The 26556-nt window shown below is 73.2% G+C and carries 27 protein-coding genes; 16 read left to right on the top strand and 11 right to left on the bottom strand.

Features of this window, described 5'->3' with window-relative positions:
* Nucleotides 1–199 precede the first annotated feature (199 nt).
* The 6 genes from FB457_RS14860 to FB457_RS14830 all read left to right on the top strand — a co-directional run bounded on the left by FB457_RS14860 (nt 200) and on the right by FB457_RS14830 (nt 6467).
* Nucleotides 200–2230 (top strand): glycoside hydrolase family 48 protein, encoded by a 2031-nt coding sequence (locus FB457_RS14860; RefSeq protein ID WP_145782175.1) that lies wholly within the window; start codon nt 200–202, stop codon nt 2228–2230.
* A gap of 217 nt (nt 2231–2447) precedes the next feature.
* Nucleotides 2448–3551, top strand: coding sequence for an LLM class flavin-dependent oxidoreductase (locus tag FB457_RS14855; protein WP_047015237.1), 1104 nt, complete (start codon nt 2448–2450; stop codon nt 3549–3551).
* Entirely contained in the window at nt 3551–4201 is a 651-nt protein-coding gene (locus FB457_RS14850; protein ID WP_047015238.1) for an FMN reductase, read from the top strand. Before FB457_RS14855 ends, FB457_RS14850 begins: the two co-directional genes overlap by 1 nt.
* 1 nt (nt 4202) lies before the next feature.
* On the top strand, nt 4203–4613 hold the full coding sequence (locus FB457_RS14845; protein WP_047015239.1) for a tetratricopeptide repeat protein: 411 nt from the start codon (nt 4203–4205) through the stop codon (nt 4611–4613).
* A 327-nt stretch (nt 4614–4940) separates the two neighbouring features.
* Complete coding sequence (locus FB457_RS14835; RefSeq protein ID WP_047015240.1) at nt 4941–5783, top strand: helix-turn-helix domain-containing protein; 843 nt, start codon at nt 4941–4943, stop codon at nt 5781–5783.
* A 72-nt stretch (nt 5784–5855) separates the two neighbouring features.
* Nucleotides 5856–6467, top strand: coding sequence for a dihydrofolate reductase family protein (locus FB457_RS14830; protein ID WP_047015241.1), 612 nt, complete (start codon nt 5856–5858; stop codon nt 6465–6467).
* A gap of 301 nt (nt 6468–6768) precedes the next feature.
* Here the strand turns inward: FB457_RS14830 and FB457_RS14825 are convergent, their stop codons facing one another.
* Entirely contained in the window at nt 6769–7941 is a 1173-nt protein-coding gene (locus FB457_RS14825; protein WP_047015242.1) for a thiolase family protein, read from the bottom strand.
* Between the two features lie 114 nt (nt 7942–8055).
* Here FB457_RS14825 and FB457_RS14820 point away from each other — a divergent pair, with 114 nt between their 5' ends.
* Both FB457_RS14820 and FB457_RS14815 read left to right on the top strand, forming a co-directional pair.
* Nucleotides 8056–8685, top strand: a complete 630-nt coding sequence (locus FB457_RS14820) for a TetR family transcriptional regulator (protein ID WP_145782172.1) — start codon at nt 8056–8058, stop codon at nt 8683–8685.
* A 51-nt stretch (nt 8686–8736) separates the two neighbouring features.
* Nucleotides 8737–9840, top strand: coding sequence for an ABC transporter substrate-binding protein (locus FB457_RS14815; protein WP_047015244.1), 1104 nt, complete (start codon nt 8737–8739; stop codon nt 9838–9840).
* Between the two features lie 21 nt (nt 9841–9861).
* On the opposite strand, the gene hisF is transcribed toward FB457_RS14815, so the two are convergent.
* The 8 genes from hisF to hisD are packed head-to-tail and all read right to left on the bottom strand — an operon-like array spanning nt 9862 to nt 15761.
* Nucleotides 9862–10650, bottom strand: a complete 789-nt coding sequence (hisF, locus tag FB457_RS14810; RefSeq protein WP_047015245.1) for an imidazole glycerol phosphate synthase subunit HisF — start codon at nt 10648–10650, stop codon at nt 9862–9864.
* Complete coding sequence (locus FB457_RS14805) at nt 10647–11069, bottom strand: RidA family protein (protein WP_047015246.1); 423 nt, start codon at nt 11067–11069, stop codon at nt 10647–10649. Before FB457_RS14805 ends, hisF begins: the two co-directional genes overlap by 4 nt.
* Nucleotides 11069–11809 (bottom strand): bifunctional 1-(5-phosphoribosyl)-5-((5-phosphoribosylamino)methylideneamino)imidazole-4-carboxamide isomerase/phosphoribosylanthranilate isomerase PriA, encoded by a 741-nt coding sequence (priA, locus tag FB457_RS14800; RefSeq protein ID WP_047015247.1) that lies wholly within the window; start codon nt 11807–11809, stop codon nt 11069–11071. Before priA ends, FB457_RS14805 begins: the two co-directional genes overlap by 1 nt.
* Entirely contained in the window at nt 11809–12477 is a 669-nt protein-coding gene (gene hisH / locus FB457_RS14795; RefSeq protein ID WP_047019823.1) for an imidazole glycerol phosphate synthase subunit HisH, read from the bottom strand. The genes priA and hisH overlap by 1 nt, the downstream gene beginning before the upstream one ends.
* Before the next feature lie 56 nt (nt 12478–12533).
* Nucleotides 12534–12698 carry a hypothetical protein gene (locus tag FB457_RS35230; RefSeq protein ID WP_047015248.1) on the bottom strand — a complete coding sequence of 55 codons (165 nt, stop codon included), beginning with the start codon at nt 12696–12698 and terminating at the stop codon, nt 12534–12536.
* Nucleotides 12698–13291, bottom strand: coding sequence for an imidazoleglycerol-phosphate dehydratase HisB (gene hisB, locus FB457_RS14790; protein ID WP_145782171.1), 594 nt, complete (start codon nt 13289–13291; stop codon nt 12698–12700). Before hisB ends, FB457_RS35230 begins: the two co-directional genes overlap by 1 nt.
* The gene (locus FB457_RS14785; protein WP_047015250.1) at nt 13288–14394 is read right to left on the bottom strand and encodes a histidinol-phosphate transaminase; all 1107 of its coding nucleotides are present in this window, start codon (nt 14392–14394) and stop codon (nt 13288–13290) included. Before FB457_RS14785 ends, hisB begins: the two co-directional genes overlap by 4 nt.
* The gene (gene hisD / locus FB457_RS14780; RefSeq protein ID WP_145782170.1) at nt 14391–15761 is read right to left on the bottom strand and encodes a histidinol dehydrogenase; all 1371 of its coding nucleotides are present in this window, start codon (nt 15759–15761) and stop codon (nt 14391–14393) included. Before hisD ends, FB457_RS14785 begins: the two co-directional genes overlap by 4 nt.
* Before the next feature lie 161 nt (nt 15762–15922).
* Here hisD and FB457_RS14775 point away from each other — a divergent pair, with 161 nt between their 5' ends.
* The 6 genes from FB457_RS14775 to FB457_RS14750 all read left to right on the top strand — a co-directional run bounded on the left by FB457_RS14775 (nt 15923) and on the right by FB457_RS14750 (nt 21818).
* On the top strand, nt 15923–17524 hold the full coding sequence (locus tag FB457_RS14775) for a hypothetical protein (RefSeq protein ID WP_047015252.1): 1602 nt from the start codon (nt 15923–15925) through the stop codon (nt 17522–17524).
* Between the two features lie 30 nt (nt 17525–17554).
* Entirely contained in the window at nt 17555–18292 is a 738-nt protein-coding gene (locus FB457_RS14770; protein WP_047015253.1) for an LON peptidase substrate-binding domain-containing protein, read from the top strand.
* A gap of 17 nt (nt 18293–18309) precedes the next feature.
* Entirely contained in the window at nt 18310–18807 is a 498-nt protein-coding gene (ybaK, locus tag FB457_RS14765) for a Cys-tRNA(Pro) deacylase (protein WP_047015254.1), read from the top strand.
* A 292-nt stretch (nt 18808–19099) separates the two neighbouring features.
* A complete protein-coding gene (locus FB457_RS14760) occupies nt 19100–20095 on the top strand; it encodes an ABC transporter ATP-binding protein (RefSeq protein WP_145782241.1) in 996 nt (331 codons plus the stop codon).
* Between the two features lie 113 nt (nt 20096–20208).
* Entirely contained in the window at nt 20209–21066 is an 858-nt protein-coding gene (locus FB457_RS14755; RefSeq protein ID WP_047019824.1) for an ABC transporter permease, read from the top strand.
* 77 nt (nt 21067–21143) lie between these two features.
* Nucleotides 21144–21818 (top strand): SLC41A family transporter, encoded by a 675-nt coding sequence (locus tag FB457_RS14750; protein ID WP_047019825.1) that lies wholly within the window; start codon nt 21144–21146, stop codon nt 21816–21818.
* 77 nt (nt 21819–21895) lie between these two features.
* Here FB457_RS14750 and FB457_RS14745 read toward each other — a convergent pair whose 3' ends face one another.
* On the bottom strand, nt 21896–23164 hold the full coding sequence (locus FB457_RS14745; RefSeq protein WP_047015256.1) for an NYN domain-containing protein: 1269 nt from the start codon (nt 23162–23164) through the stop codon (nt 21896–21898).
* Nucleotides 23165–23400: 236 nt separating this feature from the next.
* Here FB457_RS14745 and FB457_RS14740 point away from each other — a divergent pair, with 236 nt between their 5' ends.
* Together FB457_RS14740 and FB457_RS14735 are read left to right on the top strand one after the other, a co-directional pair.
* On the top strand, nt 23401–23586 hold the full coding sequence (locus FB457_RS14740) for a hypothetical protein (protein WP_047015257.1): 186 nt from the start codon (nt 23401–23403) through the stop codon (nt 23584–23586).
* 5 nt (nt 23587–23591) lie between these two features.
* The gene (locus FB457_RS14735) at nt 23592–23777 is read left to right on the top strand and encodes a hypothetical protein (protein WP_047015258.1); all 186 of its coding nucleotides are present in this window, start codon (nt 23592–23594) and stop codon (nt 23775–23777) included.
* A 93-nt stretch (nt 23778–23870) separates the two neighbouring features.
* Here the strand turns inward: FB457_RS14735 and dnaE are convergent.
* A partial coding sequence (gene dnaE / locus FB457_RS14730) for a DNA polymerase III subunit alpha (protein ID WP_145782168.1) occupies nt 23871–26556 on the bottom strand: 2686 nt, incomplete at its 5' end.

Here is a 26556-nt window from a genome sequence, read left to right as displayed (position 1 = left end):
ACCGGGCACCCACGGCGCCTCACGGGCAGAAGGAGCCAGGCGTCCACCCCCCTCACCGGGCAGCGAGGGCGCCCCGCCGGACCCCGCGCGGTCCGCCCGGCTCCCGGGATCGGCCTGGCCCCTGCCCACGGCCCCGCATCACCACCTCCCACCCCTCCCGCAGGGCCGCGCGCCCGCGGGCTCCCCGAGGAGACCCCCCATGTCCAAGTCACTGTCCCGCCGGCGGTTCACCGCCGCGGCCGGCGGCGCCGCCTTAGCTACGGCCGTCGCAGCACCCACCGCCGCCCGGGCCGGCACGGCCCCCGAGGAGACGACGACGGCGGCCCCGCAGGGTCCGTACGACGACCTCTTCCTCGCCCAGTACGAGAAGATCAAGGACCCCGCCAACGGGTACTTCAGCCCGGACGGCATCCCCTACCACAGCGTGGAGACCCTGATCGTCGAGGCGCCCGACCACGGGCACGAGACGACGTCCGAGGCGTTCAGCTACTGGATGTGGCTGGAGGCCGCGTACGGCAGGGTCACCGGCGACTGGGGTCCGTTCAACGCCGCATGGGAGGCGGCAGAGCAGTACATCATCCCGACCCGCGCCGACCAGCCCGCCAACGGCTCGTACAACCCGGGCGCGCCCGCCACCTACGCGCCCGAGTACTCGGACGTCTCCCAGTACCCGGCGCAGCTCGACCCGTCCGTGTCCGTCGGCCAGGACCCGCTGGCGGCCGAACTGGCGTCCGCGTACGGGACGATGGACATCTACGGCATGCACTGGCTGCTCGACGTCGACAACACCTACGGCTACGGCAACACCCCCGGCACCGGCGGCCAGAACGGCCCGGGGCCCGGTCCCTCGTACATCAACAGCTACCAGCGCGGCTCGGAGGAGTCGGTCTGGGAGACCATCCCGCAGCCGACGACCGACCTCTTCGAGTACGGCGGCCCCAACGGCTACCTCGACCTCTTCGTCGGGGACGCCTCCTACGCGCAGCAGTGGAAGTACACCAACGCCCCGGACGCCGACGCCCGCGCCGTGCAGGCCGCGTACTGGGCGCTGACCTGGGCCGAAGCGCAGGGCAACGCCGGGCAGATCTCCGCCTCGGTGGCGCGGGCCGCGAAGATGGGCGACTACCTGCGGTACTCGATGTTCGACAAGTACTTCAAGCGGATCGGCGACTGCACCAGCCCCACCGGGTGCCCGGCGGGCTCAGGACGCAGCTCCCAGCACTACCTGCTGTCCTGGTACTACGCCTGGGGCGGCGCCGCGGGCAGCGGCGGCTGGGCCTGGCGCATCGGCGACGGCGCCTCCCACCAGGGCTACCAGAACCCCTTCGCCGCCTGGGCGCTCTCCACCGTGCCCGAGCTGACCCCCAAGTCCCCCACCGCGAAGAGCGACTGGTCGACGAGCCTGACCCGGCAGTTGGAGTTCCTGCGCTGGCTGCAGTCCGCGGAGGGCGGGATCGCCGGCGGCTGCACCAACAGCTGGGAGGGCCAGTACGGCAGCCCGCCCGCGGGCACGCCGACCTTCTACGGCATGGCCTACGACTGGCAGCCCGTCTACCACGACCCGCCCAGCAACAACTGGTTCGGCATGCAGTGCTGGGGCATGGAACGGGTCGCGGAGCTGTACTACGCCTCGGGCAACGCGACGGCGCAGGCGCTCCTGGAGAAGTGGGTGGCCTGGGTCACGCCGGAGATCACCGCGGAGGCGGACGGCACGTTCCGCATCCCGGCGACGCTGTCCTGGGACGGCGCCCCGGACACCTGGAACCCGGCGAGCCCCGGCGCGAACGCCGGGCTGCACGTCTCGGTCGCGGAGTACGGCACGGACGTGGGCGTCGCGTCGGCGCTGGCCAAGACGCTGACGTACTACGCGGCCAAGGCCGGCGACGCCGCCACGGCCGACGTCGCCAAGCGGCTGCTGGACGCGCTGGCCGCGAACGCCGACGACCTGGGCATCGCGGTACCCGAGACGCGGGCCGACTACCGGCGCTTCACCGACGAGGTGTACGTCCCGTCCGGCTGGTCGGGGACGATGCCGAACGGCGACGTCGTCGAGCCGGGCGTCACGTTCATCGAGCTGCGCTCGTGGTACCGCGACGACCCGGAGTGGCCGAAGGTGCAGGCCCATCTGGACGGCGGGCCGGCGCCGGAGTTCACGTACCACCGCTTCTGGGCGCAGGCGGGGCTGGCGATCGCCTTCGCGGTGTACGCCGAGCTGTTCCCGTCCGCCTGACGCGGCGGGCCGGCCGGCGCCCCGCCACGCGGGGTGGCCGGCCGGCTTCGCCGCGTGGTGCCGCCGTCCCGCGCCGCGCCCGGCCGCCCCGGGCGGCGGCCCCGGCGCGGGCTCCCGGCAGGGCTCCGACCTGCCGGGACATGGCGGGGAATAGGGTTGCGCAGACACACGTTCTCCGGTGTGATTGAGCTTTCAACCACGGAGAGGGTGAGATCCGGTGCAGTTCGGGATCTTCAGTGTCGGCGACGTCACCCAGGACCCCACCACGGGTCGGGTGCCGAGTGAGCACGAGCGGATCAAGGCCATGACCGCCGTCGCGCTCAAGGCCGAGGAGGTCGGTCTCGACGTCTTCGCCACCGGCGAACACCACAACCCGCCGTTCGTCCCCTCGTCCCCCACCACCATGCTGGGCTGGATCGCGGCGCGCACGGAGCGGCTGATCCTGTCCACCTCCACCACGCTGATCACCACGAACGACCCGGTGAAGATCGCCGAGGACTTCGCGATGCTCCAGCACCTGGCGGACGGCCGGGTGGACGTGATGATGGGCCGGGGCAACACCGGGCCCGTCTACCCCTGGTTCGGCCAGGACATCCGGCAGGGCATCCCGCTCGCCGTGGAGAACTACGCGCTGCTGCACCGCCTGTGGCGCGAGGACGTCGTCGACTGGGAGGGCCGCTTCCGCACCCCGCTGCAGGGCTTCACCTCCACCCCGCGTCCCCTGGACGGCGTGCCGCCGTTCGTCTGGCACGGCTCCATCCGCTCGCCGGAGATCGCCGAGCAGGCCGCGTACTACGGCGACGGCTTCTTCGCCAACAACATCTTCTGGCCGAAGGAGCACTTCCAGCGGCTGATCGAGCTGTACCGCACGCGCTACGCCCACTACGGGCACGGCACGCCGGAGCAGGCGATCGTCGGCCTCGGCGGGCAGGTGTTCATGCGGAGGAACTCGCAGGACGCGGTACGGGAGTTCCGGCCCTTCTTCGACAACGCGCCGGTGTACGGGCACGGGCCCTCGCTGGAGGAGTTCACCGAGCAGACGCCGCTGACCGTGGGCAGCCCGCAGGAGGTCATCGACAAGACGCTGACGTTCCGCGAGTCCTTCGGGGACTACCAGCGGCAGCTCTTCCTCCTCGACCACGCGGGCCTGCCGCTGAAGACCGTGCTGGAGCAGTTGGACCTGCTCGGCGAGGAGGTCGTGCCGGTGCTGCGCGCGGAGTTCGCGAAGAACCGTCCGGCGTCCGTGCCGGAGGCGCCGACCCACGCCGCCCGCGTGGCGGCGGCCGCCGCCGGGCAGGGCGACGAGGAGGAGGTGGCGTAGTGACCGCGCTGAAGCTGACCGTGGTGTCGGCCGGGCTGAGCGTGCCCTCGTCCACCCGGCTGCTCGCCGACCGGCTGGCGGAGGCGGTACGGCGGCAGCCGGCCGACGACGGCCGGCAGGTCGAGGTGCAGGTGGTCGAGCTGCGCGACCTGGCCGCCGACATCGCCCACAACACCGTCACCGGCTTCCCGTCCGCGGCCCTCGCCAAGGCGATCGACGCGGTGACGGGCGCCGACGGCCTGATCGCCGTGACGCCGGTCTTCTCCGGCTCGTACAGCGGACTGTTCAAGTCGTTCTTCGACGTGATCGGGGCGGCGGACGACGGTGCGCTGGCCGGGAAGCCGGTGCTGGTCGCGGCGACCGGCGGGACGGCGCGGCACTCGCTGGTGCTGGAGCACGCGATGCGGCCGCTCTTCGCCTACCTGCGGTCCGTCGTCATCCCCACCGCGGTGTACGCGGCGGCCGACGACTGGGGCGGCAGCGGCGACCCGCTGACCGACACCCTGCCCACCCGGATCGCCCGCGCCGCGGGCGAGCTGGCCGAGCTGATGCACGGCCGGCAGCCGCGCCCGGCGGCCGGCGGTCCCGAGCAGGTGGTCCCGTTCGAGCAGCAACTGGCCGCACTGCGGCCGGAGACCCGGAAGGAGTGACATGAGCGAGGAGTTCCGGGGCTTCAACGCCTTCGGTCCCGACGGCGAGCCGGCCGCCAGCCGCTGGAGCGACGTGCTGAACATCTTCGCGGCGCCCGAGGCGGAGGACGCGGCGTCCCGCTGGGAGCGGGCCGGTGCGCTCTTCGACTCGAAGGACTACGTGGGGGCGGCGAAGCTGCTGACCGCGGTGGTCGAGGAGTACCCCGACCAGGTCGCGCCCCGGCTGCTGCTGGCCCGGGCGTACTATCACTCCGCGCAGTTGACCCGCGCCGAGACGGAGCTGCGCGCGGTCCTCGACCGCGACCCGGTCGAGCACTACGCCCACCTGATGCTGGGCCGCACGCTCCAGCGCCAGGGCCGCGAGGACGAGGCGGCGGGCGCGCTGCGCACGGCGGAGGCGCTGGGCGCCTAGTCCCTGTCTGACACACAGCGCCGTCCGCCCTCTGGGCGGGCTCCCCCACAGCGCGCAAGCGCGCGTGGGCGGTACCCCCAGGCGTCTGGTGCGTGCGATCGCAAGGCGGAGGGCCGACCGCATAGCGGGCCTCTTCGGCCGATCCCGACAACGCAGCGAGCGTGCGTGCCAGGCTCCCCCACAGCGCGCTGCGCGCACGTGGGCGGTACCCCCAGCCGCAGACGGGATTTGTCAGACAGGGCCTAGCGGCGCCGGACGGCGGGCCGGGCTGCGTCAGGGCCCGGGCCGCCGTTCCCTCGCCCGCGGTCAGGCGGCCATACTGGGCCCGTGGAATACGTCGGCATCGTGCCCGCTCCGCCGCTCGACCGCTTCATCGACGACATCTACTGCCTCACCGGAGTGCCGCGGCACCGGCTGATGAACGTTCCCCCGATGCCGTCGGCGCACTTGTTCCTGCACCACGGCGGACCGGTCCGCCTGTGGGACTCGGACCGTTCCGTGCCGCCGGCGCTGATGACGGACGGGTGGTTCATGGGCGTATGGACCAGGCGCTTCCTCTTCGCGTACCCTCCGCGTGTGCGGCTCGTCGGGGTGCACTTCAAACCCTGGGGCATGTCGCCGTTCGCCGGCCTGCCGGCGGCCGAACTGCGCAACCGGTGGGCACCACTCGACGCCGTCTGGCAACGCTCCGCGGACCGGATACGCAACCGGATCGGCGACGCCGCGTCGGCCGCCGAGGCGCTGCGGGTGGTGGAGGAGGAGCTGCGTTCGCATCTCGCCGTGGCCCCCGCGCGCGGTCTCGACCTGGTCCGGCACACGGGCGGGTGGCTGGAGACCTCGCACGGCACGGTCGCGGTCCGTGCGCTGGCCGATGCCGCCGGGGTGAGCGGCAATCATCTGGCCGGCCTCTTCAAGGATCACGTGGGTGTCACCCCGAAGCGGATGGCGCGGATCTACCGCTTTGCGCGGCTGATCGTGTCGGTGGACGCCCTGCGCCCGGTCGACTGGTCCGGTCTCGCCCAGACGGCGGGCTATTTCGACCACGCCCACTTCAGCAGGGAGTTCAAGGACTTCACCGGCCACACTCCCACGGAGTACCTGGCGCTGCGGCGCCGGTTCCCCGCCGAGCGGCGGGATCCGCAGGATCTCGGCCCGATGCCGGCCGATTGATTTCTTACATGCCCGGGTCCCCACGGTGCGGGAAGATCGCGGAAACCCGCAAGGACACGTCGAGGAGAGCCCGTGGGCACGGTGATCATGCACAGTGTGGTGTCGGTGGACGGCTTCATCGCCGATGAGAACGGCGAGGTCGGTCCCCTGCACGACTGGTACTTCGGCGGGGACGTCCCCCTCGTCGTGGGCGAGGAGGGGGAGTTCGACCATTCCGGTGCCGGAACCGGCTTCAAGGTCTCCCGCGCGTCGGCAGACTATGTCCGGTCGATGTGGGAGTCGATCGGCACGATCGTGATGGGCCGCACCCTCTTCGACCAGGTGAACGGCTGGGAGGGCCGGCCGCCCGCAGGCGATCACATCGTCGTGGTCTCCCACCGGCCGAAGCCGCCGGGGTGGCATCCGGAGGCGTCCTGCCACTTCGCCGACAGCGTGCCGGGTGCGATCGGCAAGGCCCGGGAGCTCGCCGGGGAGCGGGTTGTCGCGGTGAACGCCGGCGAAGCGGGGGCCCAGGCGCTCGCGGCCGGTCTGGTGGACGAGGTGGCGATGGACGTGGTCCCGGTGGTGTTCGGATCGGGCAGACGCTACTTCGGCGGCATCCGCGGGCAGCACCTGCTGGAGGATCCGCACGTCGTCATCGAGGGCGAAGGAGTGCTGCACCTGAAGTTCAAGGTACGCCGCTAGGGTGTCTTCACTCTCCCGTCTGCGGCTGGGGGTACCGCCCACGTGCGCGCAGCGCGCTGTGGGGGAGCCTGGCACGCACGCTCGCTGCGTTGTCGGGATCGGCCGAAGAGGCCCGCTATGCGGTCGGCCCTCCGCCTTGCGATCGCACGCACCAGACTCCCCCTACGCCCCGGGGGCGTGGGCGGTGCCCCCTGCGCCGCCCTCCCTGCGGGCGAACGACGCGAGATTGAAGACAGATCCTAGGGTCTCGCCGCCCGGTTCCTCCGCCGGTAGGACGCCGGCGGCGGAACTCCGCGCAGCGCTACCGGAGGCGTTCCACGATCGTCGCGTTCGCCAGGCCGCCCGCCTCGCACATCACCTGCAGCCCGTAGCGGCCGTCCACCGCGTCCAGCGCGCCGAGCAGCGTGCCCAGCAGCCGCGTGCCCGACGCGCCCAGCGCGTGGCCCAGGGCGATCGCGCCGCCGTGGACGTTGACCCGCTCCGGGTCCGCTCCCACGTCGCGCTGCCATGCCAGCGGCACGGGCGCGAATGCCTCGTTCACCTCGAAGGCGTCGATGTCGCCGATCGTCAGGCCCGCCTTGGCCAGCACCTTCCGCGTCGCCGGTACGACGCCCATCAGCATCAGCACCGGGTCGTCGCCGGTCACGGCGAAGGAGTGGAACCGCGCCCGCGGCGTGAGGCCCAGCTCCGCCGCCCGCTCCTCGCTCGTGATCAGCACGGCGGAGGCGCCGTCCGTGAGCGGCGAGGAGTTGCCGGGCGTGATGTGCCAGCCGATCTCGGGGAAGCGCTCGGCGACGGCCGGGTCGTAGAAGGACGGCTTGAGCGCGGCGAGCCCGTCCAGGGACGTCGACGGCCGTACGGTCTCGTCCTTGCGGTGCTCCCCCACGGGCACGACGTCCGCGTCGAAGACGCCCCGCTCCCAGGCCCGTACCGCCAGCCGGTGCGAGCGCTCGGAGAACGCGTCCAGCTCCGTACGCCCCAGCCCCCAGCGCGCCGCGATCAGCTCCGCGGAGTGGCCCTGGGCGATCAGCCCGCCCGGGTAGCGGGCGGCGAGCCGGTCGCCGAACGGGTCGCGGCCCACGGCGGCGGTGCCCATCGGCACCCGGCTCATCGACTCGACACCGGCGGCCACGGCGATGTCGTACGCCCCGGCCATCACCCCCTGCGCCGCGAAGTGCGCGGCCTGCTGCGAGGAGCCGCACTGCCGGTCGACGGTGGTGCCGGGCACGGACTCGGGGAAGCCGGCGGCGAGCACGGCGTTGCGGGCGATGTTGAACGACTGGTCGGCGGCCTGCGTGACGCAGCCGGCGATCACGTCGTCGAGCCGCGCGGGGTCGAGCCCGTTGCGGTCGACGAGCGCGCGCAGCACCTCGGCCAGCAGGTCGACGGAGTGGACGCCGGACAGGGCGCCGCCCGGCTTGCCCTTGCCGGAGGCCGTGCGGACGGCGTCGACGACGACTGCGGTGGTGGTCATGGGCGTCGGGCCCCTCTCTCGCGCTGCGGCGTCAGGTTCTCGGCCTGGCCTGGCTACCGCAGAGTTACATACCGGGAGTACGTATGTACAGGGTACGCCGCCTAGAATGCCCGCATGAAGACCCGCAGAACGCAGCAGGAGCGCACGGCGACGACGACGAAGGGCCTGGTCGGCGCCGCCCGCGTGCACTTCGCCCGGGACGGCTACGCCGCCGCCTCCCTCGACGCGATCTGCGCCCAGGCGAGCATCACGAAGGGTGCGCTCTACCACCACTTCCGTAACAAGCAGACCCTCTTCCACGCCGTCTACGCGGCCGAGCAGCACCGGCTGCGCGACGCCATCGCCGACGCCTTCCGCGCCTGCCCGGACCCGTGGGACGGCCTGCGCGCGGGCCAGCGCGCGTTCCTCACCGGCTCCATCGAGCCCGGCACCCAGCGGATCACGCTGCTCGACGCCCCGGGAGCGCTCGGCTGGGCCGTGATGCGCGAGGTGCAGGCGGACTGCCGGGCGATGACGCGGCGCGGGCTGGAGCAGGCGGTCGGCACGGTCGTGTACGGCGGTGAAGACGCCGTTCCGGCGGTGGAGTTGGACGCGATGGCATCGGTGGTCTTCGGGGCGCTCTGCGAGTGCGCGATGGCGGTGGCGCACGCCCCGGACCCGGACGCGGTACTGGCGGCGTCCCTGCGGCAGGTGGACCGGCTGGTGGCGGCCCTGCCGGGCGCGCCCGTGGGCCGCGCCGGGTGAGCCGGTCCGCGGACTGATAATCGGTTGCCGGCGGGGGCGTTGACCTGTGCAATGGCCGCCATGGTCACCCAGGCGCCCCCACCGCGACGAGACGACGAGCCCGTGCGCATCGGCGCCCTCGCCCCGCTCACCCCGCCCGGCTGGGCCGAGGCGGGCCGGCATCTGGTCGCCGGGCTCGAACTGGGCGCCCGCGAGGTCAACGACGCCGGCGGCATCGCCGGGCGCCCCCTGGAGCTGCTGGTACGGGACACGGCCGCAGATCCGCGGCGCGCCGCGGCGGCGGTGGACGAGTTGGCCGGGCTGGGCGTCGCCGCGCTGGCGGGCGAGTACCACAGCGTCGTCGCCCGTACCGCCGCCGCCCGGGCCGACGCCCTCGGCGTGCCGTTCCTGTGCTCGTCCGCGGTCCTGGACGCGCTCACCGAGCAGCCGGCCGACGGCATCGCGCGGATCGCCCCGGCGCAGACCCACGGCTGGCGGCTGTACGCGGACTTCCTCCTCGGCGCGGGCCACCGCCGTCTCGCCGTGGCCGCCCAGCCGAGCGTCTACTGGGCGTCCGGGACCCGGATCCTGCACGACCGGCTCGCCCCGCACGGGGGCACGGTGACGGAGCTGGACGTGGGTGCGCTCACCCCCGAGGCCCTGTGCGACGCGCTCGCCGCCAGTGGCGCGACGGCCCTCCTGCTGCTCGTCGGCCACCCGGAGCCCGCGGTGCCGCTCGTCCGGTCCGTACGCCGCGACCCGCGGCTGGCCGGGATGCTGCTCGGCGCCCCGGCCGGACAGCCCGAGTTCGACGAGTGGGCGGCGCTGCTGGGCGCCGAGGGCGCGGGGGTCCCCTTCCTGCGCTATCTGCCGGAGCGGCTGACGCCCCTCGGCGTACGCGTCGAGGCGGCGCTGCGCGAACGGCTCGCCGGGGCGCCCTCGTTCGTCGCCTTCGAGGGCTACGACACGCTCGCCGTCCTCGCCGCCGTGCTCCGCGGCGGGGCGGGCGCGCGCACCGCCGCCTGGGGGGACGTAGCGGTCGACGGGACCCGGGGGCCGATACGGTTCTCGCGCGTGCCCGGGATCGACGTGTGGCAGTGGGCCTGGCCGCCGGTCCAGGTCGTCGACCGGGATCCGGCGGAGCCCGGCCGCTTCCGGGTCCTGCACACCGGCTGAGCCGGCCGCCGCGGGGCCCGCTCAGGCCCGGGGCGGCGTGGCCCGTACGGCACGGCCCGCTGTGCGCAGCGTCTCCTTGACCTCACCGATCCGCAGGTCCCCGAAGTGGAACACCGACGCCGCCAGCACCGCGTCCGCGCCCGCGTCGATCGCCGGCGGGAAGTGGTCGAGGCGGCCCGCGCCGCCGCTCGCGATGACCGGGACCGTCACCCGCTTGCGGACGGCGGCGATCATCTCCGTGTCGTAGCCGTCCTTGGTGCCGTCGGCGTCCATCGAGTTGAGCAGGATCTCGCCCGCGCCCAGCCCGGCGGCCCGCTCGGCCCATTCGACGGCGTCGAGGCCCGTTCCGCGCCGCCCGCCGTGGGTCGTCACCTCGAAGCCCGAGGGCGTCGCCGCGCCGGCGCCGCAGCGCCGCGCGTCGGCCGAGAGCACCAGCACCTGGCTGCCGAAGCGCTCGGCGATCTCGCGGATCAGCTCCGGGCGGGCGATCGCCGCGGTGTTGACGCCGACCTTGTCGGCGCCCGCGCGCAGCAGCCGGTCCACGTCCTCGACCGTCCGCACGCCGCCGCCGACCGTGAGCGGGATGAAGACCTGCTCCGCGGTGCGGCGCACGATCTCGTACGTCGTCTCGCGGTCGCCGGAGGACGCGGTGATGTCGAGGAACGTCAGCTCGTCCGCGCCCTCCGCGTCGTACACCTTGGCCATCTCGACGGGGTCGCCGGCGTCGCGCAGATTGCGGAAGTGGACGCCCTTGACGACGCGGCCGCCGTCCACGTCGAGGCAGGGGATGACCCGTACCGCAAGGCTCATGCGCCGGCCGCTTCCCGGGAGCCGCCTGGGCGGTACGCCTCGACCTCGACCTCGACGACCAGCCGCGGGTCGACGAAGCCGGAGACGATGATCAGCGACGCGGCGGGGCGGATGGTGCCGAACAGCTCCTTGTGCGCCCCGCCGACCGCCTCCACATCGCGCGCGTGGGTGAGGAACATCCGGGTCCGCACGACGTCCTCGCGCTCCAGGCCGACCCGCTTCAGCGCCTCGAACGCGACGCCGAAGGCGGTCATGGCCTGAATGTGCGGATCGCCCTCGCCGACGATCACGCCGTCCACGACGGACGTGCAGCCGGCCACCAGCACGAGGCCGTTGGGCAGTTCCACCGCGCGCGAGTAGCCGAACTCCTCCTCCCACGGGGCACCGGACGAGATTCGACGCACTCCGCCACCGGCCATCAGGACACCGCCTCCAACGCCTCTTCCATCGTGAACGCCTTCGCGTAGAGCGCCTTCCCGACGATCGCTCCTTCGACTCCCTCCGGGACGAGAGTGGCGAGAGCCCGCAGGTCGTCGAGGGAGGAGACGCCGCCGGACGCGACGACCGGCCGGTCGGTGGCGGCGCAGACGTCGCGCAGCAGTTGCAGGTTGGGGCCCTGGAGGGTGCCGTCCTTGTTGATGTCGGTGACCACGTAGCGCGCGCAGCCCTCGGCATCGAGCCGGGCCAGCGTCTCGTACAGGTCGCCGCCGTCGCGGGTCCAGCCGCGGCCGCGCAGGGTGGTGCCGCGGACGTCGAGGCCGACGGCGATGCGGTCGCCGTGCTCGGCGATGACCGCGGCGACCCACTCGGGGGACTCCAGGGCGGCGGTGCCGAGGTTGACGCGGGTGCAGCCGGTGGCGAGGGCGGCGGCCAGGGACGCGTCGTCGCGGATGCCGCCGGAGAGCTCGACCTTGAGGTCCATCGCCGCGACGACCTCGCCGATACGGGCGCGGTTGTCGCCGGTGCCGAAGGCGGCGTCGAGGTCGACCAGGTGCAGCCACCCGGCGCCGGCGCGCTGCCAGGTGAGCGCGGCCTCCAGCGGGTCCCCGTAGCCGGTCTCGGTGCCGGACTCGCCGTGCACCAGGCGTACGGCCTGGCCGTCGCGGACGTCGACGGCGGGCAGCAGCTCCAGGGCGGTGGTCATCTCGCGGGGCGTCATCAGAGGGTCTCGATCCAGTTCTTGAGGAGGAGGGCACCGGCGTCGCCGGACTTCTCGGGGTGGAACTGGGCGGCCCACAGGGGTCCGTTCTCGACGGCTGCGACGAACGGCTCGCCGTGGGTGCTCCAGGTGACGGCGGGCGGGGAGATGCGCGGGTTGTGCACCTCCAGCTCCCAGCGGCGGGCGGCGTAGGAGTGCACGAAGTAGAAGCGCTCCCCGGCGTCGATGCCCGCGAACATCCGGGAGCCGGCCCCGACCTCGACGGTGTTCCAGCCCATGTGCGGCACGACGTCGGCCCGCAGCGCCTCCACCGTGCCGGGCCACTCGCCCATGCCGTCGGTCCGTACGCCGTGCTCGACGCCCTGCTCGAAGAGGATCTGCATGCCGACGCAGATGCCCAGCACGGGCCGGCCGCCGGCCAGCCGGCGCTCCACGACCCAGTCGCCGCGGGCCTCCTTCAGCCCGCCCATGCAGGCGGCGAAGGCGCCGACGCCGGGCACCAGCAGGCCGTCGGCGGCCATCGCCCGGTCGTAGTCGCCGGTGATCTCCACCTCGGCGCCCGCGCGGGCGACGGCGCGCTCGGCGGAGCGGACGTTCCCGAAGCCGTAGTCGAAGACGACGACGCTCTTGCGCCCGCCGCCGCCCTCACCGCGGCGGGCGGCGGGCACGGCGGAGGCGGTGGGAGCGGTGGCGGCGGTGGGAGCGGTGGCGGCGGCGCGGTCGGTCAACCCCACACCCCCAGCCGCAGGACGCCCGCGGCGAGCGCCATCGCGGCGCCGATGGCGAGCACGGCGATCACGTTCTTCGACTGGCCCTGCTTGACGAAGGAGATGACGCCGCCGAGCAGGAAGAGCCCCACGAAGATCAGCAGTATCGACAGGCCGTTCATTACAGCGCGCCCTTGGTCGACGGGATGCCGGTCTGCCGCGGATCGATCTCCGCCGCATAGCGCAGGGCGCGGGCGAGCGCCTTGAACTGGCACTCGACGATGTGGTGCGCGTTGCGCCCGTACGGCACGTGGACGTGCAGGGCGATCTGCGCCTGGGCGACGAACGACTCCAGGATGTGCCGGGTCATCGTCGTGTCGTAGTCCGCGCCGATCACCGGGGCCATGCCCTCGGGCTCGGTGTGCACCAGGTACGGGCGGCCGGACAGGTCGACGGTGACCTGGGCCAGCGACTCGTCCAGCGGCACGGAGGCGTCGGCGAACCGCACGATGCCGCGCTTGTCGCCGAGGGCCTGCCGGAAGGCGGCGCCCAGGGCCAGCGCGGTGTCCTCCATGGTGTGGTGGCTGTCGATGTGCAGGTCGCCGTCGGTCTTGACGGTGAGGTCGAAGAGGCCGTGGCGGCCCAACTGGTCGAGCATGTGGTCGAAGAAGCCGACGCCCGTCGACACTGAGACCTCGCCGCGGCCGTCGAGGTTCAGCTCGACGACGACCGAGGTCTCCTTCGTGGTGCGCTCGACGCGGCCCACGCGGGTCATGAGTTGCTCTCCTTCTTCAGCGCGCGCACCGCATCGAGGAACGCGTCGTTCTCCGCCGGTGTGCCTGCGCTGACGCGCAGGAAGCCGGGCACGCCGTTGTCACGGACCAGCACGCCCGCGTCCAGCAGCCGCTGCCATGCCGCGTACGCGTCCGGGAAGCGGCCGAACTGGACGAAGTTGGCATCGGACTCGGTGACCTCGCAGCCGAGCGCGGTCAGCTCCGACACCAGCCGGTCCCGCTCCTGCTTGAGCTGTTCGACGTACTGGAGCAGGGTATCGGTGTGCTCCAGGGCGGCGAGCGCGGTGGCCTGGGTGACGGCGGACAGGTGGTACGGCAGCCGGACGAGCTGGACCGCGTCGACCACGGCGGGGTCGGCGGCGAGATAGCCCAGCCGCAGGCCGGCGGCGCCGAACGCCTTGGACATCGTGCGGGTGAGGACCAGCCGCGGGCGGCCCTCGATCAGCGGCAGCAGCGACGGGCGGTGGCTGAACTCGCCGTACGCCTCGTCCACCACGACCATCGAGGGGCCCGCCGCCTGCGCGGCCTCGTACAGCCGCAGGACCGTCCCGCGGTCCACGGCGGTGCCGGTGGGATTGTTCGGCGAGCAGACGAACACCACCTCGGGGCGGTGCTCGGCGATGGCGCGCTCGGCGGCGCCGGCGTCGATCGTGAAGTCCTCGCGCCGCGGGCCCGAGAGCCAACCGGTGCCGGTGCCGCGGGAGATGAGCGCGTGCATCGAGTACGACGGCTCGAAGCCGATGGCGGTGCGGCCGGGGCCGCCGAAGGTCTGCAGCAGTTGCTGGATGACCTCGTTGGATCCGTTGGCCGCCCACACCTGGGCGGTGGTCACCTCGTGGCCCGCGGTGCGCGACAGGTAGCGCGCCAGCTCGGTGCGCAGCTCGACCGCGTCCCGGTCGGGGTAGCGGTTGAGGTGGCGGGCGGCCTCGGTGACGCGCTCGGCGATGCGCCGGACCAGCGGCTCGGGCAGCGGGTAGGGGTTCTCGTTGGTGTTCAGCCGGACGGGCACGTCGAGCTGGGGCGCGCCGTACGGGGACTTGCCGCGCAGTTCGTCGCGGACGGGCAGGTCGTCGATCGCGGTCACTGCTGCGGCACCTTCCCTCCGCTGTGCCCGCCTGGCTCGCCTCCGGCGAAACGCGCCTTCAGCGCGGCGCCGTGCGCGGGCAGGTCCTCGGCCTCCGCGAGGTTCACCACGTGCGCGGTGACCTCGGCGAGGGCGTCGCGCGTGTAGTCCACGACGTGGATGCCCTTGAGGAAGGACTGCACGGACAGGCCCGAGGAGTGGCAGGCGCAGCCGCCGGTGGGCAGCACGTGGTTGGAGCCGGCGCAGTAGTCCCCCAGCGAGACCGGGGCGTACGCGCCGACGAAGATCGCGCCGGCGTTGCGCACCCGGGCGGCGACCGCCGCCGCGTCGGCGGTCTGGATCTCCAGGTGCTCGGCGGCGTAGGCGTCGACGACGCGCAGGCCGGCCTCCAGGTCGTCCACGAGCACGATGCCGGACTGCCGGCCGCCCAGCGCAGCGGTGATCCGCTCGACGTGCCGGGTGGCGGCCACCTGCGTCTTCAGCTCGGCCTCGACCGCCTCCGCCAGCCGCTCCGAGGGCGTGACCAGCACGGCGGCGGCCAGCTCGTCGTGCTCGGCCTGGCTGACGAGGTCCGCGGCGACGTGCGCGGGGTCCGCGGTGTCGTCGGCGAGGACGGCGATCTCGGTGGGGCCGGCCTCGGCGTCGATGCCGATCCGGCCCTTCAACAGGCGTTTGGCGGCGGCCACATACACGTTCCCCGGGCCGGTGACCATGTCGACGGGGGCGCACTCGTCCGTGCCGTACGCGAACATGGCGACGGCCTGGGCGCCTCCCGCCGCGTACACCTCGTCCACGCCGAGGAGGGCGCAGGCGGCGAGGATCGTCGGGTGCGGCAGTCCCGCGCCCCACGAGTTCGGCACGTCCTTCTGCGGGGGCGAGGAGACGGCGAGCGACGGCACGCCCGCCTCCTGGGCCGGCACCACGTTCATGACGACGGAGGACGGATACACGGCCTGGCCGCCCGGCACGTACAGCCCGACGCGGGCGACCGGGAGCCAGCGCTCCGTGACGGTCCCGCCGGGGACGACCCGCACCGCGGTGTCGGCGCGGCGCTGCTCGCGGTGGACGATGCGGGCGCGGCGGATCGACTCCTCCAGCGCGGCGCGCACCTCCGGGTCCAGCTCGGCCAGCGCGCGCCGCAGCGCCTCCGCGGGCACCCGCAGCCGCTCCAGCGTCACTCCGTCGAAACGCTCTGTGATCTCGATCACCGCCGCGGTGCCGCGATGCCGGACGTCCTCGCAGAGCGGACGCACCTTCTCCAGGGCGGCCTCGACGTCGAGCTCGGCACGGGGCAGCAGGTCGCGGTCGATGCCGCCGCCTGCATCGGAAGCGGCGGCGGAGCCGCGCAGATCGATTCGGGAGATCACGCCTCCAAGTCTCTCAGACGGCCCAGGGCCGCGGCCCGGTTGTCCACAGGCTGGACCGCAAAATCGTCACTGTCAGTACCTGGTACTAGCGTTCAGTGTGCCGCCCCGAGGGGAATCAGAGCCGTACGGGACGGACGCGGGCAGACCAGGGGAGCGTGTCGTTGACCGCTGCACAGCACGACCGGGCGGTGCCGCCCGAGGACCTTTCGGCGACGGAGCGGGGGCTGTGGGAAGCCTTCCAGGAAGGAGCGACATACGATCTGCGTTCGCGCGATCCCGGGCAGAACGACCCGGCTGGGCTGCACATCTGGGGGCCGGAGCGCAGCGTGCGCGCCTCCTTACTCGCCCGGCTCCTGCTGCACGGCCCGCCGGCCCGTCCCGGCCGCGTCTCGTCACTGAAGCTGGCCGGTGCGTACGTCACGGGCACGCTCGACCTCTCCGGCGGCAGCGTCGAGCCGTACGTGGAGCTGCGCAACTGCCGCTTCGAGAACGAGATGCTGCTGCCCGAGTGCTCCTTCGCCACGCTGCGCCTGGTGGAGTGCTCGGTCCCCAGGCTGGAGGCCGCCCGGCTGACCACCAGCGGGGACATGCACATGCCCCGCTGCACCGTGGACGGCGGCATCCGGCTCACCGACGCCCACATAGGCACGGACCTGCTGCTCAGCCAGCTCACCGTCGGCCGTGACCGGCGAGGCGTGGCCGTCGCCGCCGACGGCATCACCGTCGGCCAGGACCTCCAGGCCGACCTGCTCCAGGCACACGGCGAGCTGCGGATGCGCGGCGCGACCGTCGGCGTCTCGCTGAACCTGAGCGGCAGCGTCCTGCGCAACCCGTACGGCAAGCGCGCGCTCAACGCGCCGCAGCTCACCGTCGAGCGCTCGCTGCACATGGGCCCGGCGGCGGTTCCCGAGGCCGCGACGGGCGGGGCCACGCCCCCGTACGGCATCAGCGGCCACACCCCGCCGCGCGGCACGCGGATGCAGCGCTTCGAGTGCCACGGCGGGCTGCGCCTGGACGACGGCCGCTTCGGTGACTCCATCGACCTCGACGGCGCGCGCTTCGTGATGGATCCGGAGCAGGAGATGTCCCTGCGCCGGATCCAGACGCCCGAGCTGCGCTTCATGGGCCGCGAGCCGGAGGGCGGCAGGGTGGTGCTCTCCGGCGCCCGGGTGGTCAACCTCCGCGACAAGTACACGAGCTGGCCGGGTCCCGGCCGGCTGGCGATGGCCGGGTTCTTCTACGAGCACCTCATACCCGTCGGCGCCTTCCCGCTGGTGCACCGGCTGGAGTGGGTGGAGGCCGCCACCCCGGAGTTCTCCCCCGAGCCGTACGAGCTGCTGGCCGCCGTCCTGCGGAACACCGGCGAGGACCACGAGGCGCGCGAGGTCATGCTCGCCAAGCACCGCCGCCAGCGCGAGACGCTGCCGGTGACCGGCAAGGCGTGGGGCCTGCTGCAGGACTGGACGGTCGCGTACGGCTACCGCCCCACCCGCGCCGTGGTCTGGATGGCGGTCCTCTGGGCGGTCGGCTCGCTGCACTTCGCCCGGCAGGAGCCGCGCGCGCTGCGTCCCGGCGAGGGGCCCGAGTGGAGCCCGCCGCTCTACGTGCTCGATCTGCTGCTGCCCGTCATCGACCTGGGCCAGGACAACGCCTGGCATCAGTCGGGGCATTACCAGTGGACGGCCACGGTGCTCGTGCTCGCCGGCTGGGTGCTCGCCACCACGGTGGCGGCCGGCGTCTCCCGTGCGCTGCGCCGCCAGTGAGGTACCGGCCGGGACCGTTAGGATCCGCCTGTGACCACCGCACGCCTGCCCCTCTTCCCGCTGAACGCGGTGCTGTTCCCGGGCCTCGTCATGCCCTTGAACGTGTTCGAGGAGCGGTACCGGGCGATGATGCGCGACCTGCGCAAGCTGCCCGAGGCGGAGCGGCGGTTCGGCGTGGTGGCGATCCGGGACGGGCGCGAGGTCGCGCCCACGGGCCCGGGACTGCCGGACCAGACGGCGCTGCCCCGGCGCGGCCCCGCGGCGGGCTTCGGCGCCGACCCGATGCAGGCGTTTTACGGCGTCGGCTGCGTCGCGGACGCGGCGACGATCCGGGAGAAGGACAGCGGCGGGTACGAGGTGCTGGTCACCGGGACCCGCAGGTTCCGGCTGCTGTCGGTGGACGCCGCGGGCGAGTACCTGACCGGTGAGGTCGAGGCGCTGCCGGAGCAGTCGGGCGAGGGCGCGGGCGTGCTGTCCGCGGCGGTCGTACGGGCCTTCAGGACGTACCAGAAGAGGCTGGCCGGCGCCCGCGAACGCTCGCTGGGCGCGGCCACGGAGCTGCCGGACGAGCCGTCGGTGCTGTCGTATCTCGTCGCCGCGGCCGCCGTGCTGGACACCCCGTCGAAGCAGCAGCTCCTCCAGGCCAGGGACACCGCCTCGCGGCTGTCGGCGGAGCTGAAAATCCTGCGGCGGGAGAGCGCGGTGCTGGGTAAGCTCCCGTCGCTGCCCGCGGTCGACCTGACGCGGCATCCGACGAGCCCCAACTGACCCCGGTGCCCTTTCCCATGGCCAAGAAGAAGCAGGCCGGATCCACCCCGGCCACGGTGGCGCTGACCCAGGCCGGCGCCGAGTTCACCGTCCACGCGTACGCCCACGACCCCGCCGCCGCGTCGTACGGCGAGGAGGCGGCGGAAGCGCTCGGCGTCGATCCGGGCCAGGTCTTCAAGACCCTGGTCGCCGAGGTCGACGGCGCGCTGACCGTCGCCATCGTGCCGGTCTCGGGCGCGCTGGACCTCAAGGCGCTCGCCGCGGCGGCCGGCGGCAAGAAGGCCGTGATGGCGGACCCGGCGCACGCCGAACGCACCACGGGCTACGTCCGCGGCGGCATCTCCCCGCTGGGCCAGCGCAAGCGGCTGCCGACGGTGCTGGACTCCTCGGCCGCCGGGCGGCCGACGGTCTGCGTCTCCGCGGGCCGGCGCGGCCTCGAGGTGGAGCTGTCGCCGACGGTGCTGGCGGAGCTGACGGGCGCGGTCGTGGCGCCCATCGCGCGCGACGGCCGCTGACGCGGCGCGGGCGGGCCGGACCCCCGCCGGGCGGGCCCGCGTCCCGTCAGGCGGGCCTGCGGCCGTGGTTGGCCTTGCCCTTGCGGGTACGCCACTTACGCTTGCGCGTCTTCTTCGACATGTCCAGGTCATACCGGAGTGCACGGAATCCGTCCAGGCTCCGCGCAGCCCTCCCCCCGGCGGGCGGGCCGTTCGGCACCGCGTACCCTCGTAGTTCGTGAGTACGCGCAGCGAAGCGGCGGGTCCTGCCGCGGCCGGGACCGCCACCCCGCCGGGCGCGGTGGTGTGTGCCGTGCGCGCGCTCGTGAAGACCTATCCCGCGCCCCGCGAGAGGCGCCGGCGGCGCAGGGACGCCGAGGGGCCCGCGTCCTCTACCTCCCCCGCCGGTCCCGTACGGGCCAGTGACGGCGTCGAGCTGGACATCCACGCGGGCGAGATCTTCGGTCTCCTCGGCCCCAACGGCGCCGGCAAGTCCACTCTCGTACGCCAGCTCACCGGCCTGCTGCGGCCCGACTCCGGCGGCATCGAACTCTTCGGCCACGACCTCGTGCGCCGCCCGGAGCTGGCCGCGCGGCTGCTGGCGTACCTCGGCCAGGAGTCCACGGCGCTGGACGACCTGACGGTGGCGCTGGCCGCCGAGACCACCGCCCGGCTGCGCGGCCTGCCCGCGGCCGCGGCCCGCGCGGAACGCGACGCCGTGCTCGGCGAACTCGGCCTCGACCGCCTCGCCGACCGCCCGCTGCGCCGGCTCTCCGGCGGCGAGCGGCGGCTGGCGTGCGTGGCGGCGGCGCTGGTCGGCGAGCGCCCGCTGCTGGTGCTGGACGAGCCGACGACGGCGATGGACCCGGTGGCCCGCCGCGCCGTGTGGGCGGCGATCGACCGGCGCCGGGCCGAGCGGGGCGCGACCGTGCTGCTCGTCACGCACAACGTCATCGAGGCCGAGACCGTGCTCGACCGGGTCGCGGTGCTCGACCGCGGCCGGGTCATCGCCTGCGACTCCCCCGCCGGGCTGAAGGCCCTGGTGGGCGGGGAGGTCCGGGTGGACCTGGTCTGGCGCGACGAGCCGCCGCTCGACCTGCCGCAGATCGCGGAGCTGGCCCGCACCGCCCGCCGCACGGGCCGCCGCTGGACGCTGCGGCTGCCGGAGGACGCGGCGCGCGCCGCGGTCGCGGCGGTCACGGGCGGTCCCGCGTTCGCCGCGCTGGACGACTTCACGCTGACGACGCCGAGCCTGGAGGACGTGTACCTGGCCCTCGGCGGGCGGGACGAGGGACTGGTGAAGGCATGACGGACGGACATCTCGGCCTCGCGCAGGCCCCGCCCGGCGGCTCCGGCCCCGCGGCTGATGGACCGGCGGTACCCGGGCCCGCCCCCGCGAACGGGACCGCAGAGGGGACCGCCATGCCGAACGGAGCCGCCGGGGGCACCGGAGCCGACGGGGCCGAGGGAGCCGCCGGGAGCAACGGCAAGGGCTCCGCCCGGCGCGCCGCCTCCGTCCCGCTCGCGCCCCGCGTCCCGCTCCTCCCGGCCCTCGCCGCCGTCTACCGCGCCCAGCTCTCCCGCGCCAGGGTCGCCCGGCTGCCGCTGCTCTTCGTCGCCACCTTCCAGTCCATCGGGATCATGGTCCTGATGCGCGGCGTGGTCGACGCCGAGGCGCGCAGCTCCGAGGCCCACGCCGTGGTCGCCGGGTCGACGGTGCTCATCGTGGCGTTCGTGGCGCTGAACCTGCTCGCCCAGTACTTCGGCCAGTTGCGCGCCACCGGCGGCCTCGACCACTACGCGACGCTCCCGGTGCCGCCCGCCGCGGTGGTGCTCGGCGCGGCCGGCGCGTACGCCTCGTTCACCGTGCCCGGTACCGTCGTCACGGCCGTGACCGGCAGCCTGCTCTTCGAGCTGCCGCTGACGCACCTGTGGATCCTCGTGGCCGTCGTACCGCTGTCCGGCGCCGCGCTGGCCGGGCTCGGGGCGGTGCTCGGGCTGCTCGCGCCGCGGCCCGAGCTGGCGACGCTCTGCGGCCAGCTCGGCATGTCGGCGGCCCTGCTGCTCGGCGTGCTGCCCGCGGAGCGGATGCCGGGGCCGGTCTCCTTCGCGCGCGACCTGCTGCCGTCCACGTACGGCGTGGAGGCGCTGATGGAGACTTTCGCGCCCCGTCCCGAGTGGGCCGCGGTCCTCGCGGACCTGGGGGTTTGCGCCGGTGTCGGGGTGCCCGCGCTGGCGGCGGCGACGTGGGCGTACCGCCGGGCGGCGCTGCGCTCGTGAGGACCGGCGGTCACGGCGACATTCCGAACGACCGTCCTGGCTACGGCGCGCAGCCCCGGCCCTGGCACGATGACGGGGTGACAGCTCCCCTGACACCGCACGAGCAACCCCCGCACGAGCAACCGGGCCACAACCCCTGGCAGTACCCGCCCGCCTCCGGCGGCGGAAAGGGCGGCCGGAAGTCCGGGGCCGACGACGACACCGATCTCGCCGGGGAGCTGTGGCAGGCATTCCTGCTCATGGTGGGCGTGGCGGCACTGGGCCTGCTGCTGGGCTTCCTGTGGGAACAGTTCGCGCCGCGGGTGCCGCTGGTGGTCCGCGGGGGCGATGCCTGGCTGAAGGAGAGCGAGAGCGAGGACGCCATCTCCATCGACGGCACCTTCGCGCTGCTGGGGCTGGCCTTCGGCGTGGTGACCGCGGTGGCGGTCTTCCTGTGGCGGCGCCGCGGCGGGCTGCCGCTGGTGCTGGGGCTGGCGCTGGGCTCGCTGATCGGGGCGGTGGTGGCCTGGCGGTTCGGCATCTGGCTGGGCCCGCCGGGGAACGTGGAGCAGCGGGCCAGGGAGATGAGCGACGGCAGCGGCTTCGACGCGCCGCTGGAGCTGAAGGCCAAGGGCGCGCTGCTGGCCTGGCCGGGAGCGGCGATGGCCGTGCACCTGGTGCTGACCGGGCTGTTCGGGCCGCGCGACCCGGAGCCGCAGGCGCTCGCGCCGCCGACGGGCGGCTGGGGAGGCTGGGGTTCCCCGACGTCCTGAGGCGGACCTGACGGGGGCGGCGGCCGGTACGTACGACGTGCCTACGGGCGGCGCGCGACACCGCCCCGCCGAGGGCCCTACGCCTCCGGCTCCGCGGCCTGCGCGTGCTCCGCGGCGGAGCTGACGTCCACCTCGCGCCAGAACCCGGCCCGGATCGCGTACCGGTCGCGCTCGTCGATCTGGTCGTCCTTGTGCGCCAGCAGCCCGAAGCGGGCGGCGTAGCGCAGCAGCTCGCCGTCGATGCGGTGCGGGATGCGCGGGTACTGACCGGCCAGCAGCCGCAGCTTCGCCTGGTCCGCCAGCCGCTCCATCCAGCGCCTGGCGAAGACCTGGCCCACCTCGAACGGATCGCCGCCGATGACGGTGATGTCCTCCTCGCGGTCCGCCCAGCGCTGCTCCGCGGTGGTGAGCTGGGCGAGCGTGGGGAGCCCGGCGACATCCGGCGGCTCCGCGCCCGGCCGCTCCACCCAGCCGCGGTCGGACGACCAGCGCAGCGTGGCGTTGCCCACGGGGTGCCCGTGGCGGCCTTCCGGCACGGCGGGGCGGCCCAGGCTCGCGAGGTCCTTCGGAGTGGGCACGCCGCCCTTGGCACCGGGGTCGTCCTCGTCCTCGGGTACGGCGTCGGGGGCCGTGCCCGCGTCGTCGTGGCGGCGTTCGGTGACCGGGGCGGTGGCCTGCGCGGTGCCGTTGGCGACGGCCGTCTGCTTGCCGGCGACGGAGGTCTCCGAGGGCGGGGCGGAGAGGATCGCGGCGATCTCGGGCCGCGGCACCGGGCTGGGGGCGCAGATGCCGGTGAGGTCCTTGGCCTGCATGGCGCGGGTGATCCAGGCCCGGTCGAGCACGCGCCGCTCGTCGGCCTCGGCGACCAGGTCCTCGGACTGGTTGTAGTCGCCGTCCGCGGCCTGGACCGCCCACAGGTGCACGGCGACGCCGTGCTCCTTCGCGGACATCATCCCGGGCAGCAGGTCGCCGTCGCCGGTGACGAGCACGACGTCGGCGCAGGCGCGGTTGCGGGCCAGCTCGGTCAGCTCGGCGTGCATCGCGGCGTCGACGCCCTTCTGCGCCCAGCGGCCGTCGCTGCGGGTGAGCGCGCCGAGGCGGACGGTGACGCGGGACATCACGCGCAGCCGCCGGTGCTCCGGCTGCGGTACGCGGTCGGGGGCCCCGTCGAACCAGTAGATGCGCAGCAGCCGCTGCCCGGTGTCGGCCTCGGCCTGGTCCCGCAGGCCCTGGATGAGCGCGGGGTGGTCGACGGTGATCCGGGAGCGGGCGGGCTCTCCGGCGAGCAGGCTCGCGGCGGCGCCCAGCAGGTAGCCCGCGTCCACCAGGACGACGCAGCGGTCCACGATTCACCCTCTTCTCAGCCGGTTCCGGGCCCGAGCCGCGGAGTTCACGTCGGGTTGCCTTCGAGTCTGCCCCACTGAGGGGTGGTTAACAGCAGGGCATCGATCATCGGCGTGGCGGACACCGATGCCCGGCCATGAACAGCACGTACTACGCACGGTAATTATCCGACATGCGAGGCATCTCAGGCCGTGCGAAGGTGATCTCCGCGGGGGTCCGCGCCTGTAAAGGATCAGTGATGGGTAAGCGCAAGAACCGCGAGAAACAGCAGCAACAGCATTCCCACCGGGACAAGTACGCCGGCTCGCCGGCGGGCATACCCGACCGCGGCCGGCGGCAGTCCTTCGACGAGCCGCCGCCTGAGACCCGGGCCCAGGCGCCCGCGGGCGACGCCGGCACGCGTCCCCGGGCCGGGGAGCGGTGAGCCCCATGAGCCGTAAGAACAGGAACCGCCAGAACGACCGCGCCGCCTCCCCGCAGGAGGAACGCGGCACGGAGACCGACTCCCCCTCGGCGGGCGGCCCGCCGCCCGACCAGGTCAGCGAGGCCGTGAATCCCGGCTCCGGGAGCCACAAGACCCAGAAGCACAAGGAGAAGCGCTTCGGTCACAACTGAGCGCGGCCGGCGGGCACGCCCCTCGCGGGCGCGCCCGCATGCCGGCGCACGGCCGCCGGACCGGGCCGTCCCCGGCCCGGCGGCCGGCGCCCGTCAGCCTGCCAGACAGGACGGCCCGAGGAGCGCCTTCAGGTCGCCGAAGAGCGCCGGATCCGACGTCACCCGGTGACGGTCGAGGCGGAGCACGGTGGTGGTGCGGGAGCCCTGGAGCTTCACCCGCACCTCGGTGCCGCCGCGGTGCTGCGTCAGCACCTCGCCCAGCTTCTCCACCAGCGGCGGCGTGACCTTGACCGTGGGGATCGTGATCGTCACCGGCGCGTTCGCGGACACCTCCGACAGGTCGGGGACGGCGAGTTCCATGGCGACGAGCCGGGGCACGTCCTCGCGCTTGTCGAGCCGTCCCTTGACGAAGACGATGGCGTCCTCGACGAGTTGGGTGGAGACCAACTGGTACGTGGCCGGAAAGAACATGCAGTCGAGGGAGCCGCCGAGGTCCTCGACGGTGGCGATGGCCCAGGCGTTGCCCTGCTTGGTCATCTTGCGCTGAAGTCCGGAGATGATGCCGCCGATGGTGACGATCGCCCCGTCGGCGTGGTCCCCGCCGTTGAGCGCCGCGATGGAGGCGTCGGCCCTGTCACCCAGGACGTGCTCGATGCCGAAGAGCGGGTGGTCGGAGACGTAGAGCCCGAGCATCTCCCGCTCCTGGGCGAGCAGATAGGACTTCTCCCACTCCTCGTCCGTGAACTGCACGTCGAGCCCGAAGCCCGGCTCGTCCGCCGCCGCCTCGTCGCCCATGCCGCCGAAGAGGTCGAACTGCCCCTCCGCCTCCTTCCGCTTGACGGACACCACGTTGTCGATCATCGGCTCGTACTGCGCGGTGAGGCCCTTGCGGGTGTGCCCGAGGGCGTCGAACGCCCCCGCCTTGATCAGCGACTCGACGGTGCGCTTGTTGCAGACGACGGCGTCGACCTTGTCGAGGAAGTCGGGGAACGACGCGTAGCGCCCCTTGGCCTTGCGGTTGCGAACGATCGACTCCACCACGTTCTGCCCGACGTTGCGCACGGCGGTCAGACCGAACACGATCGTGTCATCACCGCGGGGAGTGAAGTTCGCGTCGGACTCGTTGACATCCGGCGGGAGCACCTTGATGCCCATCTTCCGGCACTCGTTGAGATAGACCGCGGACTTGTCCTTGTCGTCGCGCACCGACGTCAGCAGCGCGGCCATGTACTCGGCGGGGTAGTTCGCCTTGAGATACGCCGTCCAATAGGAGACGAGGCCGTACGCGGAGGAGTGCGCCTTGTTGAACGCGTACCCCGCGAAGGGGACCAGGACGTCCCAGACGGCCTGGATGGCCTGGTCGCTGTAGCCCTTCTCGCGGGCGCCCTTCTGGAAGTTGACGAACTCGGCGTCGAGGACTTCCTTCTTCTTCTTGCCCATCGCCCGGCGCAGCAGGTCCGCCTGGCCCAGCGAATAGCCGGCGAGCACCTGAGCGGCCTTCTGCACCTGCTCCTGATACACGATCAGGCCGTAGGTGATGTCGAGGACCTCCTTCAGCGGTTCCTCGAGCTCCGGGTGGATCGGGGTGATCTCCTGCTGGCCGTTCTTGCGCAGCGCGTAGTTGATATGCGAGTTCATGCCCATGGGACCCGGCCGGTAGAGCGCCGAGACCGCGGAGATGTCCTCGAAGTTGTCGGGCTTCATCATGCGCAGCAGGGAGCGCATCGGCCCGCCGTCGAACTGGAAGACGCCGAGGGTGTCGCCGCGGCCCAGCAGCTCGAAGGTCCTGGGGTCGTCGAGCGGCAGGGACAGCAGCTCGATGTCCCGGCCCTTGTTCTGCTTCACCATCTTGACGGCGTCGTCCATGATGGTGAGGTTGCGCAGGCCGAGGAAGTCCATCTTCAGCAGGCCGAGCGATTCGCAGGTCGGGTAGTCCCACTGCGTGATCGTCACCTGGTCGGTGTGGCGCACCCAGACCGGGACGTGGTCCGTGATCGGCTCGCTGGACATGATCACGCCGGCCGCGTGCACGCCCATCTGGCGCACCAGGCCCTCGACCCCGCGCGCGGTGTCGATGACCTTCTTCACGTCCGGCTCGTTCTCGTAGAGCCCGCGGACCTCGCCCGCCTCGGAGTACCGGGGGTGGTCGGGGTCGGTGATGCCGGAGAGCGGGATGCCCTTGCCGAGCACGTCGGCGGGCATGGCCTTGGTGATCCGGTCGCCCATCGCGTACGGGTACCCGAGCACCCGCGCGGAGTCCTTGATCGCGTTCTTCGCCTTGATCGTGCCGTACGTGCCGATCATCGCGACCTTGTCGGCACCGTACTTCTCGGTGACGTAGCGGATCACCTCCGCCCGCCTGCGCTCGTCGAAGTCGATGTCGACATCCGGCATCGACACCCGCTCCGGATTCAGGAACCGCTCGAAGATCAGCCCGTGCTCGATCGGGTCCAGGTCCGTGATCCCCATCGCGTACGACACGATCGAACCCGCCGCCGAGCCGCGGCCGGGACCGACCGCGATCCCGTTGTTCTTCGCCCACATGATGAAGTCCGCGACCACCAGGAAGTACCCCGGGAACCCCATCTGGATGATGACGTCCATCTCGTACTCGGCCTGCCGCTGGCGGTCCTCGGGGACGCCGCCCGGGTAGCGGCGGGCCATGCCGCGGCGGACCTCCTCCTGGAACCAGGTGACCTCGCTGTAGCCGTCGGGGACCTCGAAGCGGGGCATCAGGTCGCGCTTCTCGAACCACCCCGAGGTATCGATCTGCTCCGCC

Source organism: Streptomyces sp. CNZ287 (genome assembly GCF_007827615.1).
This window is presented reverse-complemented; position numbering and strand designations above follow the sequence as displayed.

What these genes read in the sequence shown, in the direction of transcription:
- FB457_RS14860 (WP_145782175.1), top strand. Translation starts at nt 200, where the DNA reads ATGTCCAAGTCACTGTCCCGCCGGCGGTTCACCGCCGCGGCCGGCGGC.
- FB457_RS14845 (WP_047015239.1), top strand. Translation starts at nt 4,203, where the DNA reads ATGAGCGAGGAGTTCCGGGGCTTCAACGCCTTCGGTCCCGACGGCGAG.
- FB457_RS14825 (WP_047015242.1), bottom strand. Translation starts at nt 7,941, where the DNA reads ATGACCACCACCGCAGTCGTCGTCGACGCCGTCCGCACGGCCTCCGGC.
- FB457_RS14820 (WP_145782172.1), top strand. Translation starts at nt 8,056, where the DNA reads ATGAAGACCCGCAGAACGCAGCAGGAGCGCACGGCGACGACGACGAAG.
- FB457_RS14815 (WP_047015244.1), top strand. Translation starts at nt 8,737, where the DNA reads ATGGCCGCCATGGTCACCCAGGCGCCCCCACCGCGACGAGACGACGAG.
- hisF (WP_047015245.1), bottom strand. Translation starts at nt 10,650, where the DNA reads ATGAGCCTTGCGGTACGGGTCATCCCCTGCCTCGACGTGGACGGCGGC.
- FB457_RS14805 (WP_047015246.1), bottom strand. Translation starts at nt 11,069, where the DNA reads ATGGCCGGTGGCGGAGTGCGTCGAATCTCGTCCGGTGCCCCGTGGGAG.
- priA (WP_047015247.1), bottom strand. Translation starts at nt 11,809, where the DNA reads ATGACGCCCCGCGAGATGACCACCGCCCTGGAGCTGCTGCCCGCCGTC.
- FB457_RS35230 (WP_047015248.1), bottom strand. Translation starts at nt 12,698, where the DNA reads ATGAACGGCCTGTCGATACTGCTGATCTTCGTGGGGCTCTTCCTGCTC.
- hisB (WP_145782171.1), bottom strand. Translation starts at nt 13,291, where the DNA reads ATGACCCGCGTGGGCCGCGTCGAGCGCACCACGAAGGAGACCTCGGTC.
- ybaK (WP_047015254.1), top strand. Translation starts at nt 18,310, where the DNA reads ATGGCCAAGAAGAAGCAGGCCGGATCCACCCCGGCCACGGTGGCGCTG.
- FB457_RS14755 (WP_047019824.1), top strand. Translation starts at nt 20,209, where the DNA reads ATGCCGAACGGAGCCGCCGGGGGCACCGGAGCCGACGGGGCCGAGGGA.
- FB457_RS14740 (WP_047015257.1), top strand. Translation starts at nt 23,401, where the DNA reads ATGGGTAAGCGCAAGAACCGCGAGAAACAGCAGCAACAGCATTCCCAC.
- FB457_RS14735 (WP_047015258.1), top strand. Translation starts at nt 23,592, where the DNA reads ATGAGCCGTAAGAACAGGAACCGCCAGAACGACCGCGCCGCCTCCCCG.